Below are 16893 nucleotides of genomic sequence, written 5' to 3' on the forward strand. Positions count from 1 at the left end.
ATTGCAACCACCTCAGACCGCCCACCATGCGGTGCTGTCGGCCGGGAGTTCGGTGTGCTCGGCCGCCACCACGGCGGCCGAGGACAGCAGCAGCCGGCCGGGCGCCGGGATGCTGACGCTCTCCCCGGTGACGTTCACGGTGCACACGAACGACCCTTCGGCCGCCTCGCGACGGAACATCAGCACGCCCTCGGGGGCGGCCAGCCACTCGACCTCGGTGCCGGCGCCGAGCGCGGGCTGCTGGTGGCGCACGGTCAGCGCGGAGCGGTACAGCTCCAGCGTCGAGGTCGGGTCACCGGTCTGGACCTCTACCGAGAGCTCGGCCCACTCGGCGGGCTGCGGCAGCCAGCTCGGGCCGCCGGCCACCGGGCCGAAGCCGTACGGCGCCTCGCTGCCGGACCACGGGATCGGGACCCGGCAGCCGTCGCGGTAGCCGTCCTGGCCGGCCTGCCGGAAGAACGACGGGTCCTGGCGGACCTCGTCGGGCAGGTCGGTGACGTCCGGCAGGCCGAGCTCCTCGCCCTGGTAGATGTACGCGGAGCCGGGCAGCGCGAGCATCAGCAGGGTGGCCGCGCGGGCCCGGCGCAGGCCGAGCTCGCGGTCGCCGGCGGTGCGGATCTGGGTGCCCAGGCCGGGCTCGTTGGCGAACCGGGTGGCGTGCCGGGTGACGTCGTGGTTGGACAGCACCCAGGTGGTGGGGGCCTGGACGGGGCGCATCGAGTCGAGCGAGAGGTCGATCACCTCGCGCAGCTTCGCCGCGTCCCAGTCGGTGCCCAGGTACTGGAAGTTGAACGCCTGGTGCAGCTCGTCGGGGCGGACGTAGTTGGCGGTGCGCTGGACGGTCGGGGTCCAGGCCTCGGCGACGCCGATCCGGTCGCCGGGGTACTCGTCGAGGATCGTGCGCCAGCTGCGGTAGATGGCGTGCACGCCGTCCTGGTCGAAGAACGGCATGACGTCGTTGCCGAGCAGCTTCAGCTGGTCGCGGCTGCCGAGGTCGGGCAGGCCGGGGGCCTTGACCAGGCCGTGGGCGACGTCGATCCGGAAGCCGTCCACGCCCATGTCGAGCCAGAACCGCAGGATGGAGCGGAACTCGTCGGCGACGGCGGGGCTGTCCCAGTTGAAGTCGGGCTGCTCGGGGGCGAACAGGTGCAGGTACCACTCGCCAGGGGTGCCGTCGGGGTTGTCGCTGCGGGTCCAGGCGGGGCCGCCGAAGATGGACTCCCAGTCGTTGGGCGGGAGTTCACCGCTCTCGCCCTTGCCGGGGCGGAAGTGGTAGCGCTCGCGCAGCGGGGAGCCGGGGCCCTCGCGCAGCGCGCGCTGGAACCACTCGTGCTGGTCGGAGGAGTGGTTGGGGACCAGGTCCACAATGATCCGCAGGCCCAGGTCGTGGGCGTCGCGGATCAGCCCGTCGGCGTCCAGCAGGGTGCCGAACATCGGATCGACGGCGCGGTAGTCGGCGACGTCGTAGCCGGCGTCGGCCTGCGGGGAGGCGTAGAACGGCGAGAGCCACACCGCGTCCACGCCGAGGTCGCGCAGGTAGGGCAGGCGGCTGCGGATGCCGGGCAGGTCGCCCATGCCGTCCCCGTTGCCGTCGGCGAAACTGCGCGGGTACACCTGGTAGATGACCGCGTCCCGCCACCAGCCGCCTCTGGAGGCCCCATTGGTCGCAGCAGTCGTCCGAGCGGCGGGAACGGCGGCGGGCCGGGAGGCGTCGGCCAGGTTCTGGGTCATTGGACAGTCATCCCTTGGGTGCTGTGGAAACGGAGGGTCAGGACTTCGCCGCGCCGGCCGTCAGACCGGTCACCAGGTGACGCTGCACCAGGTAGAAGACGATCGCGGCGGGGATGGCGATGAGCACCGAGGTGGCGGCCATCAGCTGCCACTGGTGGTCGTGCTCGCTGACGAACGAGGCCAGGCCGACCGCCAGCGTGTACTTGCTGGACGAGAGCATGAAGGTGGAGGCGAAGGCGACCTCGCCCCACGCGGTGAGGAAGGAGTAGAACGCGGCCACCGCCAGGCCCGGCCGGGCCAGCGGGAGGATCAGCCGCCAGAAGGCGCCGAACGGCGACAGCCCGTCGACCCGGCCGGCCTCGTCGATCTCCACCGGGATGGTGTCGAAGTAGCCCTTCAGCAGCCAGGCGCAGTACGGCACGGTGGTGGTGGAGTAGACCAGGATCAGGCCGGTGTAGCTGTCCAGCATCTGCAGGTTGGACAGGATGTAGTACATCGGCACGATCAGCACGGCGATCGGGAACATCTGGGTGACCAGCAGGGCCCACATCAGCGGGCGGTAGCCGGGGAAGCGCATCCGGGAGACCGCGTAGCCGGTGGTGGCGGCGATCAGCACGCCGATCACGGTGGTGCCGCCGGCCACGATCGCCGAGTTGCCGAACCAGCTGAGGAAGTCGGTGTCGCCCAGTACCCGGCTGTAGTTGGCCAGGGTGGCCTTGTCCATGATCTTCGCCGGGTGCAGGTAGTCCATGTCGTCCGGGCCCAGCGAGATGTACGCGATGTACAGCACCGGGAACAGGGCGACCAGGCTGGCGACGATCAGGGTGCCGTGCGTGAGCACGGTGGCCAGCGGCGTGGACTGGCCGCGCAGCCGGACCTTGCCGGGTCGTCCGGCCGGCTTCGGGTGGTCGGTGGCGGGGCGGTCGGCGGTGAGGGTCATCGGGCTACCTGCCTGGTCCTGGTCCTTGGGCTGGGGATCGGTTCCGGTACGGGCGTCGGCGCTCATCCGTTGGCCTTCTCGACCCGGGCCGTCCAGCGGCGGTAGAAGCTGGTGAAGACGATCAGGATGGAGAGCAGCAGGATTCCGTAGGTCGCCGACTGCGCGTAGTCCGCGGGCTGCTGGCCGAAGCCGAGGCGGAAGGCCCAGGTGACCAGGATCTGGGCGTCGGGGGCGCCGGAGCCGAACAGCAGGAAGATGATGGCGAACTGGTTGAAGGTCCAGATCACGCCCAGCAGCACGACGGTGGAGGAGACGGTCCGCAGCCCGGGCAGGGTGACGTAGCGGAACCGCTGCCAGGCGTTGGCGCCGTCCATCTCGGCGGCCTCGTACAGCTCGGCCGGGATCGACTGGAGTCCGCCGAGCAGCGAGATCATCATGAACGGCACGCCGACCCAGGTGTTGACCAGGATCGCGGCGAACTTCTGCGCCAACGGGTCGGACAGCCAACCGGGTTCGGGCAGGTGCAGCATCGACAGCAGGCCGTTGACGGCGCCGCCGTCGGCGAGCATCAGCCGCCAGGAGAAGACGGTGACGAAGGTCGGCACCGCCCAGGGCAGGATCAGGACCAGCCGGTACAGGCTGCGGCCGCGGATCTTGCGGTTGAGCAGCATCGCCAGGCCCAGGCCGATGCTGTAGTGCAGGAACACGCAGACCGCGGTCCAGATGACGGTCCAGATGAAGTGCGACCAGAACCGGTCGTAGGCGGTCGGCCCCCACAACACGTCCGCGTAGTTGTCGAGGCCGACGAAGTCGAAGCTGTCGGGTATGTGGTTGACGCCGATCTGGCGGCCCACGTTGAGGCTGGTGGCGTTGGTCAGGGTCAGGTAGAAGCCGCGGACCAGGGGGTAGCCGACCAGCACCCCGAGGACGATCACGACCGGCGCGACCATCGCGTACGCGTACCAGTACTTCGAGTACGACAGCCTGATGCGCTGAACGACCGCAACTGCCATGGGTTGACACCTTCTCCGGGAGGTCCGCCGCCTGCCTCGGCGACTACTGCTGTGGTCTGACGGCGTGCGCCCGGCCCACCGTCAGGTGTGGGCCGGGCGAGCCTGGTTCCGACTTACTTCTTGAAGTCCGGCAGGAGCTTCGCGTAGTCGGTGGCGGTGGCGTCCAGGCCGGCCTTGGTGTCGGACTGGCCCTGGACGATCTTGCCGAGGTTGGTGCCGAAGGAGGCGAACAGCGAGGCGTACTCGGGCAGTTCGGGGCGCGGCTGGGCGGAGGGGAGGATCGCCTGGAAGTCGGCGGTGGCCGGGTTGGCCTTGACCTCGGCGGTGTAGGCGTCGCTGCGGGTGGGCAGGGTGCCGTTCTTCAGCGCGAGGAAGGTCTGGCTCTCGGCGGAGGTCAGGAACGCGGCGAGCTTCTCGGCGGCGGCCTTGTGGGCGGCGTCGGAGCCGGCGTAGACGGCGACGTTGTGGCCACCGGTCGGGGCGCCGCCCTTGGTGGAGCCGGCCGGGACGGCGGCGATGCCGAGGTTCTTCTTGTCGGCGAAGGAGGCGCCCTTGTAGATGTTGGTGACCTCCCACGGACCCTGGATGATCGCCGCGACCTTGCCGTTGTTGAAGGCGTCCATCATGTGCGCGTAGGCGTCGGTGGTGACGTCGGCCTTCGCGGTGCCGGGCGAGGTGAACATCGACTTGTAGGTCTCGATCGCCTTCACCGCCTCGGGCGAGTTGACGGTGACCTTCTTGCCCGCGGCGTCCACCATGTTGGTGCCCTCGCCGTACAGGAACGGCATGGCGTAGTAGCCGTCACCGGCCTTCAGCCAGAAGCCGTCCACGCCCGCCTTCTCCTTCAGCTGGGCGGCGTCGGCCTTCAGCTCGTCCCAGGTGGTCGGCGCGGCGGTGATGCCGGCCTTGGCGAACAGCTCCTTGTTGTACATCAGGGCGAGGGTGTCGGTGACCAGCGGCACACCGTAGGTCTTGCCCGCGTACTTGGCCTGCTGGATCAGCGAGGGCTGGAAGGCGGCGGCGTCGGTCAGCGCCGGGGTGCCGTCCAGCGGCTCCAGGTAGCCGGCCTTGGCGAAGGCGGAGGTCCAGCCGACCTCGGAGCGGAAGGCATCCGGCGCACCCTTGGCACCCATCGCGGTCTGGAGCTTGTTCTGCGCCTGGTCGAACGGCACGTTCTCGAACTTGACCTTGATGTTCGGGTTCGCGGCCTCGAACTTCTTGACCAGCTCCTGGTAGTTCGGCGCCTCGTTGGTGGCGTTCGAGGTGTCCCAGTAGGTGATGGTGACCGGTCCGCCGTCGCCCTTGGCGTCCGAACCGGAGCCGCTGCTGCCGCAGGCTGCAAGAGTGACCGCAAGAGCCGCAACGAGAGCGGAGGCCGCGATGCCACGCCGCATGGAAACTCCTAGAAAGGTGAGGGTGCCCGAGATGGTGGGGGACCGCGCATAATGGCTGTCCGGGCCGACTGCGCCCTCGCAGGCCGTCGGGCTTGAGCAGGAACGTAACAGCGCGGTGAGCACGCCTGAAAGGTCTTGCAGCAAGTTTCTGCAAGTTACCGGCGATCGTTACATCGACGTGTCCTTAGAGTTGCCGCCGCGCGTCTTGACCATCCGTGGCCTTGCGGAAACTCCTTGCAGCCCCACCCCCGCTGACCAGCGGAAAAGGGCCCCGGGACAGCTCCCGGGGCCCTTCTCGACACCGCCCTCGTGCTCAGCCGGTGACGCCCAGCCGCAGCACCGTGCTGGAGCGGAACTCCCGCCCCGGACGCAGCTCGGTCGACGGGTACGAGGGCTGGTGCGGCGAATCGGGGTGGTGCTGGGTCTCCAGCGCGACGCCGGCGAACGGGCCGTACGCCGTCCCGGACGGGCCGGTGACGCTGCCGTCGAAACCGTTCGCGGTGTACACCTGCAACCCGGGCTCGGTGGTCAGCACCTCCAGAACGCGCCCGCTGCCCGGGTCGGCCAGCACCGCCGCCCGCACCGGCGGCCCGTCCGCGGGGCGCTCGCGCAGCACCCAGTTGTGGTCGTACCCGTGCGAGAGCTTCAGCTGCGGATGCCCCTCGGCAAGGCCCTCGCCGATCGGCCGGGCGGTGGTGAAGTCGAACGCGGTACCCGCCACCGGCTCGTGCGGGCCGTACGGGATCTGCCGCTCGTCGGCCGGCGTGATGGCGTCCGCGTCGATGGTCAGCAGGTGGCCGAGCACGTCGCCGCGGCCCTCACCGGCCAGGTTGAAGTAGGCGTGGTTGGTCAGGTTGACCACCGTGGGCTTGGTGGTGACGGCCCGGTAGGAGATGGTCAGTTCGGCACCGCTCAGCGTGAAGTCCACCCACACGTCCAGCGCGCCGGGGAAGCCCTGGTCGCCGTCCGGGGAGTGCAGGTGCATCCGCACCCCGCCGGGGATCTCCTCCGCCTCCCACACCCGGTGCGAGAACGAGTCCGGGCCGCCGTGCAGGGTGACGCCGTGTCCGGTGGGCAGCAGCGGGTGGTCCTCGCCGTCCAGGGTGATCCGGCTGTCGGCGATCCGGTTGGCGTACCGGCCGACGGTGACGCCGTAGTGCTTGGCCGGGCCGAGCAGGGTGCCCACGTCCTCGGTGGTCAGCAGCACCTGGGCGGGCGTGCCGTCCCGGTCGGGCGCGGTCAGGGTGTGCAGCGCCGCGCCCAGCGTGATCACGGTGGCCTCGATCCGGTCGGAGCGCAGCGTCCACCGCTCCAGCCCCATACCGGCCCCCGACAGGTCGTACGGCGCCCGGTGCACCTCGGTGAGCCGGTCCGGCGCGGTCATGGGCTGCTCCTTGGTTCGTGATCACCCTTTTTTGGCCAGCCTAGCGGGGCCCGGCGGGCGGGCCCGTGACCCCGCTCCCGCGCGCCGGGGCGCCTGTCGGTCCGTCAGCCGTCCTGCCCGGGGCCGTCGGTGGGCAGGCCGAGCGCGTCGGCGAGACCCTCCGGTCCGGTGCCGAGCTTGCGGTGGACGGCGGCCAGCCGCTGCCTGACCACCGCCACCGGCAGCTTCAACTGGTCGGCGATCCGCTGCGGCGGCAGCGCCCGCACCGCCAACTCGGCGACCGCCAGCTCCTCCGGGTTGAGGGTGACCTTGTTCGGTACCAGCGCCCGGCTGGGCTGCAGGCCGGACGCGGCCAGCACGTTGCGGGCCCGCACCTCCAGGCCGTCCGCCCCGCAGTGCTTGGCCAACTCCATTCCCTGGTAGAGGTGTTCGGCGGCCTCCAGGCTGCGGCCGACCTGCACCAGAGCGGCGCCGAGATCGACCAGCGCGTGCGCGTGCTCGTAACTGGCCGGGGAGCGGCCGAGCCAGCCGACCGCCTCCTGGAGCAGTTCGACGGCGTGCGGGCCCTCCCACACGCTGGCGGCCAGCCGCAGCGCGCTGCCGATCGCCGACGGCGAACCGGACTCCCGGGCCCGGGCCACCGCGTCGTCGCCGTTCTTCCGGGCGGAGGGCAGGTCCCGGTGCGCCATCGCCACGGCCAGGTGACCGGCCCACGGCGCGTGCACGGTGGAACGCCAGCCGCGCTTGTCCAGCCGCATGCCGGTCTCGGCGAGCACCTCGACGGCCATGTCGTAGTCGCCGCGGGAGATCAGCAGCTTGCCGTAGATGGTGGCGACGTCGGGCAGCACCAGCGCGGTCTGGTGGTACGGCGGCGAGAACCGGTACTTCTGCGCCACCTCCCAGGCCTCCCGGTCGCGGCCGCGGGCCAGCAGGGTGTCGATCAGTGAGCCGACCAGGTTCCACTGGAGCGGCAGTCCGGTGCCCATCCGGTCGGCGATCCGCAGGCCCCGGCGCAGGAAGTCCTCGGCCTCCGGGAGGAAGCCACGGCGCAGCCGGGCGAAGCCCATCAGGAAGTAGGCGAAGCCGCGGTGCGCGCCGCTCCACCCGGCGATCTCGAACTCCAGGATGGCGGAGCTGAACAGCTTCTCGGCGCGGGCGAGTTCGTCGTTGTAGGCGAAGCAGAGGCCGAGCAGCGCGGGCAGTTCGAAGTTCCAGGTGGTGTTGGTCCAGCCGAGGCTGCGGGACAGCCGGCCGTTGACCAGCGCGTCCTCGGCGGCCCGCAGTGCCTCGGTGCTGGGGCCGCCCTTGAGGGTGAGGTCCCAGGCGTGCAGGGCGCGCACCGGCCGGGAGGCCTCGCTCTCCTCCTCGACCTGCGCGGCGAGTTCGGCGACCTTGCGGGCCCGTTCGGGGCCGTTGTCCTCGTCGCGCCGCAGGGCGGTGTACAGCAGGTGGGCGGTCAACAGCCGGACCCGGCCGAGGCCGTCGGGAGTGTTCTCGGCCTCGGCCAGGCAGAGCCGGGCGGCGCCGTTCAGGTCGCCGCCGTGGGCGGTCACCTCGGACAGCCGGAACACCGCCTCGACCCGCAGGTCGGCGCTCAGGCCGTCCTCGATGTCGAGCGCGCGGCGCAACTGGTTGGCGGTCGCCTCGGGGTCGGTGAGCAGCGCGGCGCTGCCGAGTTCGTACAGCACCTCGGCGCGGTCGTCCACGTCCGGCGGCTCGGCGAGGGCGCGTTCCAGACAGCGGCGGGCGGCTTCGGGGGCGCCGATGGCGAGGTTCTCGGCGGCGGCCCGGCGCAGCTTGCGGACCATCGCGTCGTCGCCCTCGCCGGGGTGGGTCTCCAGCAGGTGGCGGGAGGCGGCGAGCAGCGAGCCGCCCCGGTCCTCGATCGCGGTGGCGGCGACACCGTGCATTCCGGCGCGGGTGGCCTCCGGGATCGACTGGTAGATCGAGGTGGCGATCAGCGGGTGGACGAACTCCAGCCTGCCGTTGGGCTGGGTGGTCAGCACCCGCATCCGGCGCAGTTCGCGGACCGACTGGATGGTCTGCGAGGGGCCCTGGGCGCAGATCGCGGCGGCCAGGTCCTCGTTGATGTCGGTGCCGAGCAGCGCAGCGGCCCAGGCGAACTGGAGGACGGTCGGGCCGAGTTTGTCGAGCCAGTAGTCGCGGCCCTGGCCCCGGGCGGCCGCGGCGAGGTCGCGCAGCCGGGGCGAGTTCTCCTCGATGGGTTCGAGGTTCTGGTCGCGCACCTCGCGCAGCAGGGCGACGGTGTCGAACGGGGCGCCGGCGGTGACGGCCCACACCTGGCGGCAGAACGCGTCGTCGGCCTCGGCGAATTCGGCGTGCACGATCTCGGCGATCGACAGCGGGTTGAGCGGCAGCAGGTCGTGCCGCCGCTCGGCGCGTTCCTGGATCTGCAGGACGAGCGGGCGGCCCGCGTCGTCGAACTCCTGGCGGTAGGCGAAGACCAGCAGCACCGGAAGCTCGCGGGCGCGAACCGCGAACGAGGCCAGCCAGGTCAGTGACTCCTGGTCGACCACATGCAGGTCGTCGATCACCACGACCAGCGGGGCCCGCCGGGGCGCGAGTTGGGTGATGACGAAGTCCAGGCCGTCGTGCACGCCCTGCGGGTCGATCCGCTCGCGCGTGTCGGGCGGCGGGGCCAGGCCGACGGCCGGCGCGACGATGTTGTACCAGTTGCCGAACACCTCGGTGCGCTCGTCCGGGTCCAGAGTGCCGAGGACGGGCAGCAGTAGTTGCCGCAGGACACGGAACGGCTCGTGCTTCTGCCGTTCGCTGCCGCGGGCGAACAGCACGGTGGGGTCCTTGCGGGCCCCGGCGATCCGGCGGACCTGTTCGAGCATCGTGGTCTTGCCCATGCCGGGTGGCCCGGAGAACAGCAGCAGTTCACCGATCTTGGTGCCGCCCGCGGCGAACTCCCGGCACAGTTTGTCCACGGCCTGTTCGGCGGAGTGGAGTTCCTTTTCGCGCTCCCACAGCCGCTGGCCGGCTGTTCCCTCCCCGGCCGCCGATTCCTGCGGCCTGCTCTGTCCTTCGGCCACGTCCGTCCTTCCGACTCGCCTTCCCGGCACTCCGTTTCCGACCCTAGCGCCGTCAAGGGCCGCTCGGGTGGCGTTCCCGCAGGCGGCGGACCTGGAGGGGAGCCGGAACGCCTGGTCAGGGGCAACCCGCTTACGCAGAGCCACCTCTGACGATCAGTCAGGGTTAACTCTTTCCGGTTTTCCAGGTGTAGTCGATCTTTGCCGGGGAAGACCGACGCCGGGCGCGAGCCCGAACCAACTTGACACACCAGCACATCAGGCCGCACTGGAGACACGTTGGCTGCCATACCCCCGCTCTTCTGCCCCATCCCCTCCGCCCTGCACCCCGCGCACGAGGAGGTCGGCAAGAGCACCGAAGTCTGGCTCGACGCAATGGGATTCACCGGAGACTCGGAACGCCGCCACCGCCTCCTGGCCATCGGCGCACACGAGTTCGTCTGCCGAATCGCCAAGGACGCCGAGGGCATCACGGGGCTGGAACTGGTCTCGCAATGGTTGTGCAGCATGCTCACGCTCGACGACGAGTGGGACACCGGCGGACTGAGTCGGGACCCCTCCCGTGTACTCACGATAGCAGCCACACTACTGGCCGTTATCAACTCCACCCCCTCCCACCGGGAGGAATCGGACATCTACGTCGCTTCGGTGCGCGACGTGTTCCGCCGGGCCCGGGACTGGGCCCCCGCGGTCGCCGTGAAACGTTGGGCGGACAGCCAGTTGGAGTCCTTCATGGGCGCCGCCGCCGTCACGGCCTACCGTTCCCAGGGGCGGTCGATGTCACTGTCCGAGTACCTGACGATCGGCCCGCTGGACCGCGGCAGCCGCTCCTGCATCGAGATCATCGAGGTCTGCGAGCGCACCGCCGTCCCGCAGTCCCAGCTGGACTCGCCGCGGGTGCACGCACTCACCGAGGCCGCCAAGTTCCTGGTGCTGATCTCCTCCGACATCTACTCGTACAGCCGCGAGGACAGCCACGGCGCGCTGGAGAGCAACATCGTCGATGCCCTGGAGCGACATCTGGGCTGCAAACGGGACCAGGCCCTGCTGGAGGCCGCCGCCCTGCACGACCGCACCATGTGCCTGTTCCTCCGCCTGTCGGACCGCGCCTCCCGCCGCGCCGGACCCGAACTGCGGCGCTACATCGCTCAGTTGTCCAACCTGGTGAGCGGAAACCTGGAGTGGGGATTCACCTCCGCCCGCTACACCACGCGCGTGCCCGGCGTCGTCCCGGTCGCCGAACGCGCCATTCGCCCTGCCGACGGCCGGCTCACCCCGCCGCCCTACCCCGAGATCGCCTGGTGGTGGGAACAGCTGTGGTGACAGCCTCCTGACGACCCTGACTGCCCTGACAGCCGTGACAGTCGTGACGGTCTGCCGAGGGCTCCCTGCCCGCTGCCTGCCGGCGACCTGATCGGCCAACAGCCGCCCCACGCTTCCCCGGCCGCGGTGCGAACCCGCCCATCCGGACATCACATCACACCCCTCCCACGGCCCCGGCCCGCGCCACGCGCCCGGGGCCGAAGCGTGCCTGCAGCGGTGGCGTACCGGCTCCGACCGGCCCAGAAAGGCTGGCGAACGGCGGCCCGGCGTGGTCACGTCGGGTCAATGTCCGACCCGTCGGGTCCGATCCGATCCACCGTCAAGGAGTGAACCCTCATGACCATCGCCGTCGACAAGCTCTCCGACCCGGCGGTACGCCGCCTGCTCGGCGCCGTCAACTCCGGCAACCGGGATGCCTTCTTCGCCGCCCTCACCGACGACGCCACGATGTCCGACGACGGCGCCGACCGCGACCTGGCGGACTGGGCGGACCGGGAGATCTTCTCCTCGCACGGCCACATCGAGGTGCAGACCGAGAAGTCCGGCGGCCGCACCCTGGTCGCCGACTACCGCAACGACACCTGGGGCGAGATGCGCACCGCCTGGCGCTTCACCGTCGCCCCGGACGGCCGGGTCAGCCGCTTCGAAACCGGCCAGGCCTGACCGCCCGGCCAACGCTCAGACCCGGACCGGCAGGCACTGCCGGACGGCCGTGATCAGCGCCCGCGAGCGGATGTCCCCGGTGACGCCCGGCTGCATGCCGTTGGTGACGTAGCCGAAGCCGATGCCCAGCTCCGGATCGGCGAAGCCCAGCGAACCGCCGCGGCCCGGGTGGCCGAAGCTCGCCGGGGATGCCATCGGCGAGGTGCCGCTGTGCCGGAAGAAGCCCTGGCCGAAGGTGGTGTTGACGATCAGCACCCGGTCCGGCCCGTGCACCGAGGGACCGATCGCCTCGGCCAGGGTGGCCGGCTCGAACAGCGCGGGCACCCGCTGCCCGGCCCCGTCCGCCCGGTCGGTGGCTCCGATCAGCGACGCGTAGAACCGGGCCAGCGACCGGGCGGTGCCGATGCCGCCCGCACCCGGCACCTCGACGGCCTGCACCACCGGGTCGTTCAGGTCCACGCTGCTGCACACCGAGCCGAACGAGCGGGCCGTCAGCGAGCGCGGGTCCCGATAGGCGTCCACCACCGACTGCTTGGGACGTATCCGCATCCCACCCGGCCCCGCCTTGGCCACCTCCGGCGCGGGCAGCTCGACCAGCCGCCCGACCCGGCCGGACTCGGCGGCGGGCAGGCCGATCCACAGGTCCAGGTCGAGCGGGGCGGCGATCTCCTCCGCGAAGTACCGCCCGACGCTGCGGCCGGTGGCCCGCCGCACCACCTCACCGACCAGCCAGCCGAAGGTCAGCGGGTGGTACCCGTGCGCGGTGCCCGGCTCCCACGCCGGGGCCTGCGCGGCGACGGCCGCCGCGGCCGGATCCCACGCCAGCACGTCCTCGATCCGCAGCGGCACGTCCAGCGCGGGAAGGCCGGCCTGGTGCGCCAACAGCCAGCGCACCGGGATCCGCTCCTTGCCGGCCTGCGCGAACTCCGGCCAGTACGCGGACACCGGGGCGTCCAGGTCGAGCAGCCCGCGCTGCACCAGCAGCAGCGCGGCGGCAGCCGTCAGCCCCTTGGTGACCGACCGCAGCACCTGTGCCGTCCCGGCCTCCCACCGCACCGCCGGCACCGGCCCGGCACCCACCTCGGGACAGGCGTCACCGCCCCACAGGTCGACCACCTTCCGGCCGTCCAAATACAGCGCGAACGCCGCACCCAACTCCCCGTACTGCCGGAAGTTGCCCTCGAAGGCCGCCCTGACCGGCTCGAACCCGTCCGCCGTGAACCCCTGGATCTCCACCCGCCCACCTTAGACACCACCCCTCGCGACCTGCGGCGGGGCCCTTCGGCGGCCGGCCGGCTCCTTCTCCATGGGCTACTCCACCGTCCAACCGATGTGCCCGATGCCGGAGGAATAGATGGCGCAGTGGCCGGCCGACTCCTGGGTCTCGCCCGGCTGGGCCGTCACCGAGGTGCCCGAGACGTCCGGCGCGAGGCCGCACACGATGTCGGCGTGGAAGGTGATCGGGTCGCCGGTGTTGTTGGTACAGAGCACTCCTCCGGTCAGTGGGTCGTTCTCGTGCACCCAGGTGGTGCAGTCCAGCCCCGAGCGGACGGCGCCGGGCGCCGACGCGGCCGCGGCGGGCAGCGCGGTGCCGAGCGCGACCAGGGCGGCGGCGACGGACAGAACAACGACGCGGTTCTTCAACGCTCCTCCAAAGAACGGCAACTGACGATCCGACAGCTGACTTTCCCAACTCCGCCGCTCCGTATACCAACTCTTTAGGGTGACACCGGCCGCCCGGGGGCCAGAATGGCAGGCATGACCACCCCCGACTCCGACCCGCTGGACGAACTCGTCGACGTGGTCGACGAATACGACCGGGTCCTGCGCATCGCGCCCCGCTCCGAGGTCTACCGCGACAACCTGCTGCACCGCTGCGTCTTCGTGCTGGTCCGCGACCCGCAGGGCCGGATCTTCACCCACCGCCGCACCGACACCAAGGCGTTCGCCCTCGGCGCCCACGACTGCTTCGTCGGCGGCGTGGTCGGCGCCGGCGAAAGCTACGCGGACGCCGCCGTCCGGGAGGCCGAGGAGGAACTCGGCGTCACCGGCATCCGCACCCGCCCCTTGTTCCGCTTCCGCTACACCGACGGCGACCGGTTCAGCTGGTGGTCCGACGTCCACGAGGCCGAGTGGGACGGCCCGGTCCACCCGCAGGCCGAGGAAATCGCCTGGTACACCTGGCTCACCGAGGACGAACTCACCGACCGCCTCGCCGCCTGGGAATTCGTCCCCGACGGCCGGGAGGCCTGGCGCCGCTACCTGGAACAGCGCCCCGGCCGCTGACCTCCCTTGTTGACGCCCGTCCACGCTGTCCCGCACCACCCCGACGAACTAGGGTGGGCCGCATGGCTTCCCGTACGCCGTCCGTGGCCCCCCTCGCCGAGGAACAGCAGCCCGCCCGCACCCCCCGGCGGCGGCTCACCGTCGACGAACGCCGCGAACAACTCATCGCGGTCGCCCTCGAATTGTTCTCGGACCGGGCCCCCGAGGACGTCTCCATCGACGACATCGCGGCCGCCGCCGGCGCCTCCCGCCCGCTCGTCTACCACTACTTCCCCGGCAAGCAGGCCCTCTACGAGGAGGCCCTGCGCCGGGCCGGCCGGGAACTCGCCGGACGCTTCGAGGAAACCGCCGACGGCCCGCTCTCCGAACGCCTCTACCGCGTCATGGGCCGCTACCTGGACTTCGTCCAGTCCCACGAGGCCGGCTTCACCGCCCTGCTGCGCGGCGGCTCGGTCGCCGCCAGCCCCGACGCCGACGCCGTCATCGACCAGGTCCGGCGCGCCGCCCAGGAACAGATCCTCCGCCACCTCGGCCTCCCCGACCCCAGCCCCACCCTGCGCCGCACCGTCCGCGCCTGGATCGCCAACGCCGAGATCAGCTCCCTCGACTGGCTCGCCGACAAGCCCGTCCCCGCCGAGACCCTGCAACTCCACCTGGTCCAGGAACTCGTCGCCGCCCTCGCCGTCGCCGCCACCCGCGACCCCGAACTCGCCGCCCTCTTCGCCGAGTTCCTCGCCGCCGAGCACCCCCACGGCCCCACCGCCCACCTCGTCCGCGACCTCACCACCACCCTCGCCCCCCTCACCCCCACCCTCCTCCACCTGGCCACCCCACCCACCCCCTGACGCCACCCCCACGCCCACTCCCCCGACGCCCCGTCACCTCACGTCGCTCAACATCCCCCGCGCCGCGCGCCCGCTCCGCCCCACCAATCACCCACCCCCGACAGCCCCGCATCCCACGTCGCCCGCACTCACCACCCTCCACCCCACAGACGCCCACTCCGCCACCTGACGCCCCAACCACCCACCCCCCAACGCCCTTTCACCCCGCACCACAGGCACCCCCTCCCCTCCCCCACCCACACCACCCACCCCACCCCCGACGACCCCGCATCCCACGTCGCCCGCACTCACCACCCTCCACCCCACAGACGCCCTCTCCGCCACCTGACGCCCCAACCACCCACCCCCCAACGCCCTTTCACCCCACACCACAGGCAGCCCCTCCCCTCCCCCACCCGCACCACCCACCCCACCCCCGACGACCCCGCATCCCACGTCGTCAGCGTCTGATAAAAAGTGGCTGAACTGTCCACACCCGAGAACGAGGGGGCTCGGCGAATGACGCAGGAAGGCTTCGCCGCCGCAGACCGGATCACGGCCACACTGGACGCGGCGTCCGCCGCACTTCTCGGCAGCCGCGCCACCCACTACCCCATCGACGCGTTCACCGCGTTCCGCCGGCCCCAACACCCGGCCGCCAAGGCCCTTTTCGGTCTGCGGATCAGCCAGATCGGCCCAGGCCTGCTCTCCGTCCCGAAGCTCGGCACGGTGATCGAGGTCTCCGCCAACCGCCGCCCGAACGCGAGCGCCGGCCGCGAGGCCGTCCCGGTCCTGACGCAGCGTTTCGCCGCCTCCGCCCTGGGCCTGACCGACGCCCCGTCGGTCTCCGCGCTGCGGTTGCACGCCGAGCCGACCCCGGTGGACAGCGAGCCGCTGGCCGGGTTCACCCAGTCCCTCGCGGCCCTGGCCGAACCTCGCGTCACGGTCGCCCCTGACGAGCTGTCGACCGGTTCGGGCGTCGAGGCGCGCCTGGTGGTCCCGCCGGCGTTCCACACCCTGACGGTCCGTGGTTCGGGCAACGCCCTGTCCGCCCATCTCACCGAGACCGCCGAGGAGTTGTTCTCCGGTGCGTCCCCGGCCGAGCGCAACGACTTCGCCGTGGTGGCGGCGCTGCTCGCCGAGCAGTTCGCCGCCGCGAACGTCGCCTACGCGGGTGTCGCGACGCTGCTGGTGAACGGCCGCCGCTCGCGGGTCTCGCTGGTGGTGTCGACCGTCCCGTGCGCGCAGCCGATCCAGGAGCTGGCGGTGGAACTGTCCACCGAGCGCCCGTTCTCCGAGGTATGGACGGTGCTGCTCCCGGCCGGCCCGGCCGCGGTGCTGGTGGAGAACCGCGCGATGCCCGCCCTGAAGGAGTTGCGCGACGAGCGCCCCGGCGGCGTGGTGCACAGTTCGGTGGTCGAGGCGTTCGTGCCGATGCCGGACGGGGCGACGGTCCTGACGGTCCAGCTGACCACCTCCGACACCGAGGACTGGGACGTCTACACCTCGGTCTTCGCCGACCTGCTCTGCTCGGTCCAACTCGCTTGGGACGGCGTGGCCGTGGCCCCCGCCCCGGTGCCGGTCGGCCGGGCCGTTCCCGCCCACAGCCCGGCCGCTGCGGCGCAGTCCGCCGCGCCGTCGGTGCCCGTCGCCCCGCCGGTTCCGGTCGTGGCGCCCGAGCAGCCCGACTCGCCGGCCGGCACCTCGGTGCGGGTCCCGCCCTCGGAGTTCAACCCCTTCGCGGCCCCGGCCCCCACCGATCAGCCGGCCCAGCAACCGTCCCCGGTACTGGCCTCCGCCGACCCGTTCGGCGCCCCGGCCCAGGCCCCGGTGGCCCCGGAAGAGCCCGCCAAGGGCACCACCGTCCGGGTCCCCCCGGAGGACTTCAACCCCTTCGGCGCCCCCGCCCCGGCCTCCGCCGCCCCGGCCCAACCCGCCCCGGCTGCCGACCCGTTCGGCGCCGCGCCCGAGCCCTCCGTATCGGAGCCCGAGCCGGAAGCCGCCGACCCCACCAAGGGGCGGCTCGTCAAGATCCCCCCAGCGGACTTCAACCCGTTCGGCGCCCCCGCCCCGGCCTCCGCCGCCGCCGCCCCGGAACCCGCCACCCCGACCGCCGACCCCTTCGGCGCACCCGACCCCTTCGCAGCGGCCGACCCCTTCGCCGCACCTGAACCCTCCGCGCCAGAGCCCGAACCGGAAGCCGCCGACCCCACCAAGGGCCGCCTGGTCAAAATCCCCCCGGCCGACTTCAACCCGTTCGGCGCCCCCGCCCCGGCAGC

At 71.7% G+C, this 16893-nt stretch carries 12 protein-coding genes and 1 pseudogene; 5 read left to right on the forward strand and 8 right to left on the reverse strand.

Annotation, left to right across the window (positions count from 1 at the left end):
• Positions 1 to 12: 12 nt before the first annotated feature.
• The 6 genes from ACZ6R9_RS26695 to ACZ6R9_RS26720 all read right to left on the reverse strand — a co-directional run bounded on the left by ACZ6R9_RS26695 (position 13) and on the right by ACZ6R9_RS26720 (position 9521).
• A complete protein-coding gene (locus tag ACZ6R9_RS26695) occupies positions 13 to 1731 on the reverse strand; it encodes a glycoside hydrolase family 13 protein (RefSeq protein WP_465540770.1) in 1719 nt (572 codons plus the stop codon).
• Positions 1732 to 1768: 37 nt separating this feature from the next.
• The gene (locus ACZ6R9_RS26700; protein WP_380481976.1) at positions 1769 to 2671 is read right to left on the reverse strand and encodes a sugar ABC transporter permease; all 903 of its coding nucleotides are present in this window, start codon (positions 2669 to 2671) and stop codon (positions 1769 to 1771) included.
• Between the two features lie 62 nt (positions 2672 to 2733).
• Positions 2734 to 3684 carry a carbohydrate ABC transporter permease gene (locus ACZ6R9_RS26705; protein WP_380481586.1) on the reverse strand — a complete coding sequence of 317 codons (951 nt, stop codon included), beginning with the start codon at positions 3682 to 3684 and terminating at the stop codon, positions 2734 to 2736.
• 113 nt (positions 3685 to 3797) lie between these two features.
• Complete coding sequence (locus ACZ6R9_RS26710) at positions 3798 to 5078, reverse strand: extracellular solute-binding protein (protein WP_465540773.1); 1281 nt, start codon at positions 5076 to 5078, stop codon at positions 3798 to 3800.
• Positions 5079 to 5391: 313 nt separating this feature from the next.
• The gene (locus tag ACZ6R9_RS26715) at positions 5392 to 6462 is read right to left on the reverse strand and encodes an aldose epimerase family protein (RefSeq protein ID WP_380481590.1); all 1071 of its coding nucleotides are present in this window, start codon (positions 6460 to 6462) and stop codon (positions 5392 to 5394) included.
• 104 nt (positions 6463 to 6566) lie between these two features.
• A complete protein-coding gene (locus tag ACZ6R9_RS26720; protein ID WP_380481592.1) occupies positions 6567 to 9521 on the reverse strand; it encodes an ATP-binding protein in 2955 nt (984 codons plus the stop codon).
• A gap of 276 nt (positions 9522 to 9797) precedes the next feature.
• On the opposite strand from ACZ6R9_RS26720, the gene ACZ6R9_RS26725 reads away from it, so the two are divergent.
• Together ACZ6R9_RS26725 and ACZ6R9_RS26730 are read left to right on the forward strand one after the other, a co-directional pair.
• Positions 9798 to 10841: a terpene synthase family protein gene (locus tag ACZ6R9_RS26725; RefSeq protein ID WP_380481594.1), complete on the forward strand. Its 1044-nt coding sequence runs from the start codon at positions 9798 to 9800 to the stop codon at positions 10839 to 10841.
• 336 nt (positions 10842 to 11177) lie between these two features.
• The gene (locus tag ACZ6R9_RS26730; protein ID WP_380481596.1) at positions 11178 to 11504 is read left to right on the forward strand and encodes a nuclear transport factor 2 family protein; all 327 of its coding nucleotides are present in this window, start codon (positions 11178 to 11180) and stop codon (positions 11502 to 11504) included.
• Positions 11505 to 11519: 15 nt separating this feature from the next.
• Here the strand turns inward: ACZ6R9_RS26730 and ACZ6R9_RS26735 are convergent, their stop codons facing one another.
• Positions 11520 to 12740: a serine hydrolase domain-containing protein gene (locus ACZ6R9_RS26735; RefSeq protein WP_465540776.1), complete on the reverse strand. Its 1221-nt coding sequence runs from the start codon at positions 12738 to 12740 to the stop codon at positions 11520 to 11522.
• A 75-nt stretch (positions 12741 to 12815) separates the two neighbouring features.
• Positions 12816 to 13148, reverse strand: coding sequence for a hypothetical protein (locus ACZ6R9_RS26740; RefSeq protein ID WP_465540778.1), 333 nt, complete (start codon positions 13146 to 13148; stop codon positions 12816 to 12818).
• Positions 13149 to 13262: 114 nt separating this feature from the next.
• Between ACZ6R9_RS26740 and ACZ6R9_RS26745 the strand changes: the two genes are divergently transcribed.
• The 3 genes and pseudogenes from ACZ6R9_RS26745 to ACZ6R9_RS26755 form a co-directional block, all read left to right on the forward strand.
• Positions 13263 to 13790, forward strand: coding sequence for an NUDIX hydrolase (locus ACZ6R9_RS26745; RefSeq protein ID WP_465540779.1), 528 nt, complete (start codon positions 13263 to 13265; stop codon positions 13788 to 13790).
• A 62-nt stretch (positions 13791 to 13852) separates the two neighbouring features.
• The gene (locus ACZ6R9_RS26750) at positions 13853 to 14635 is read left to right on the forward strand and encodes a TetR/AcrR family transcriptional regulator (RefSeq protein ID WP_465540781.1); all 783 of its coding nucleotides are present in this window, start codon (positions 13853 to 13855) and stop codon (positions 14633 to 14635) included.
• 498 nt (positions 14636 to 15133) lie between these two features.
• Positions 15134 to 16893: pseudogene (locus ACZ6R9_RS26755) on the forward strand (hypothetical protein); the annotation flags it as partial.

It is taken from the genome of Kitasatospora sp. NPDC048662 (genome assembly GCF_055587065.1).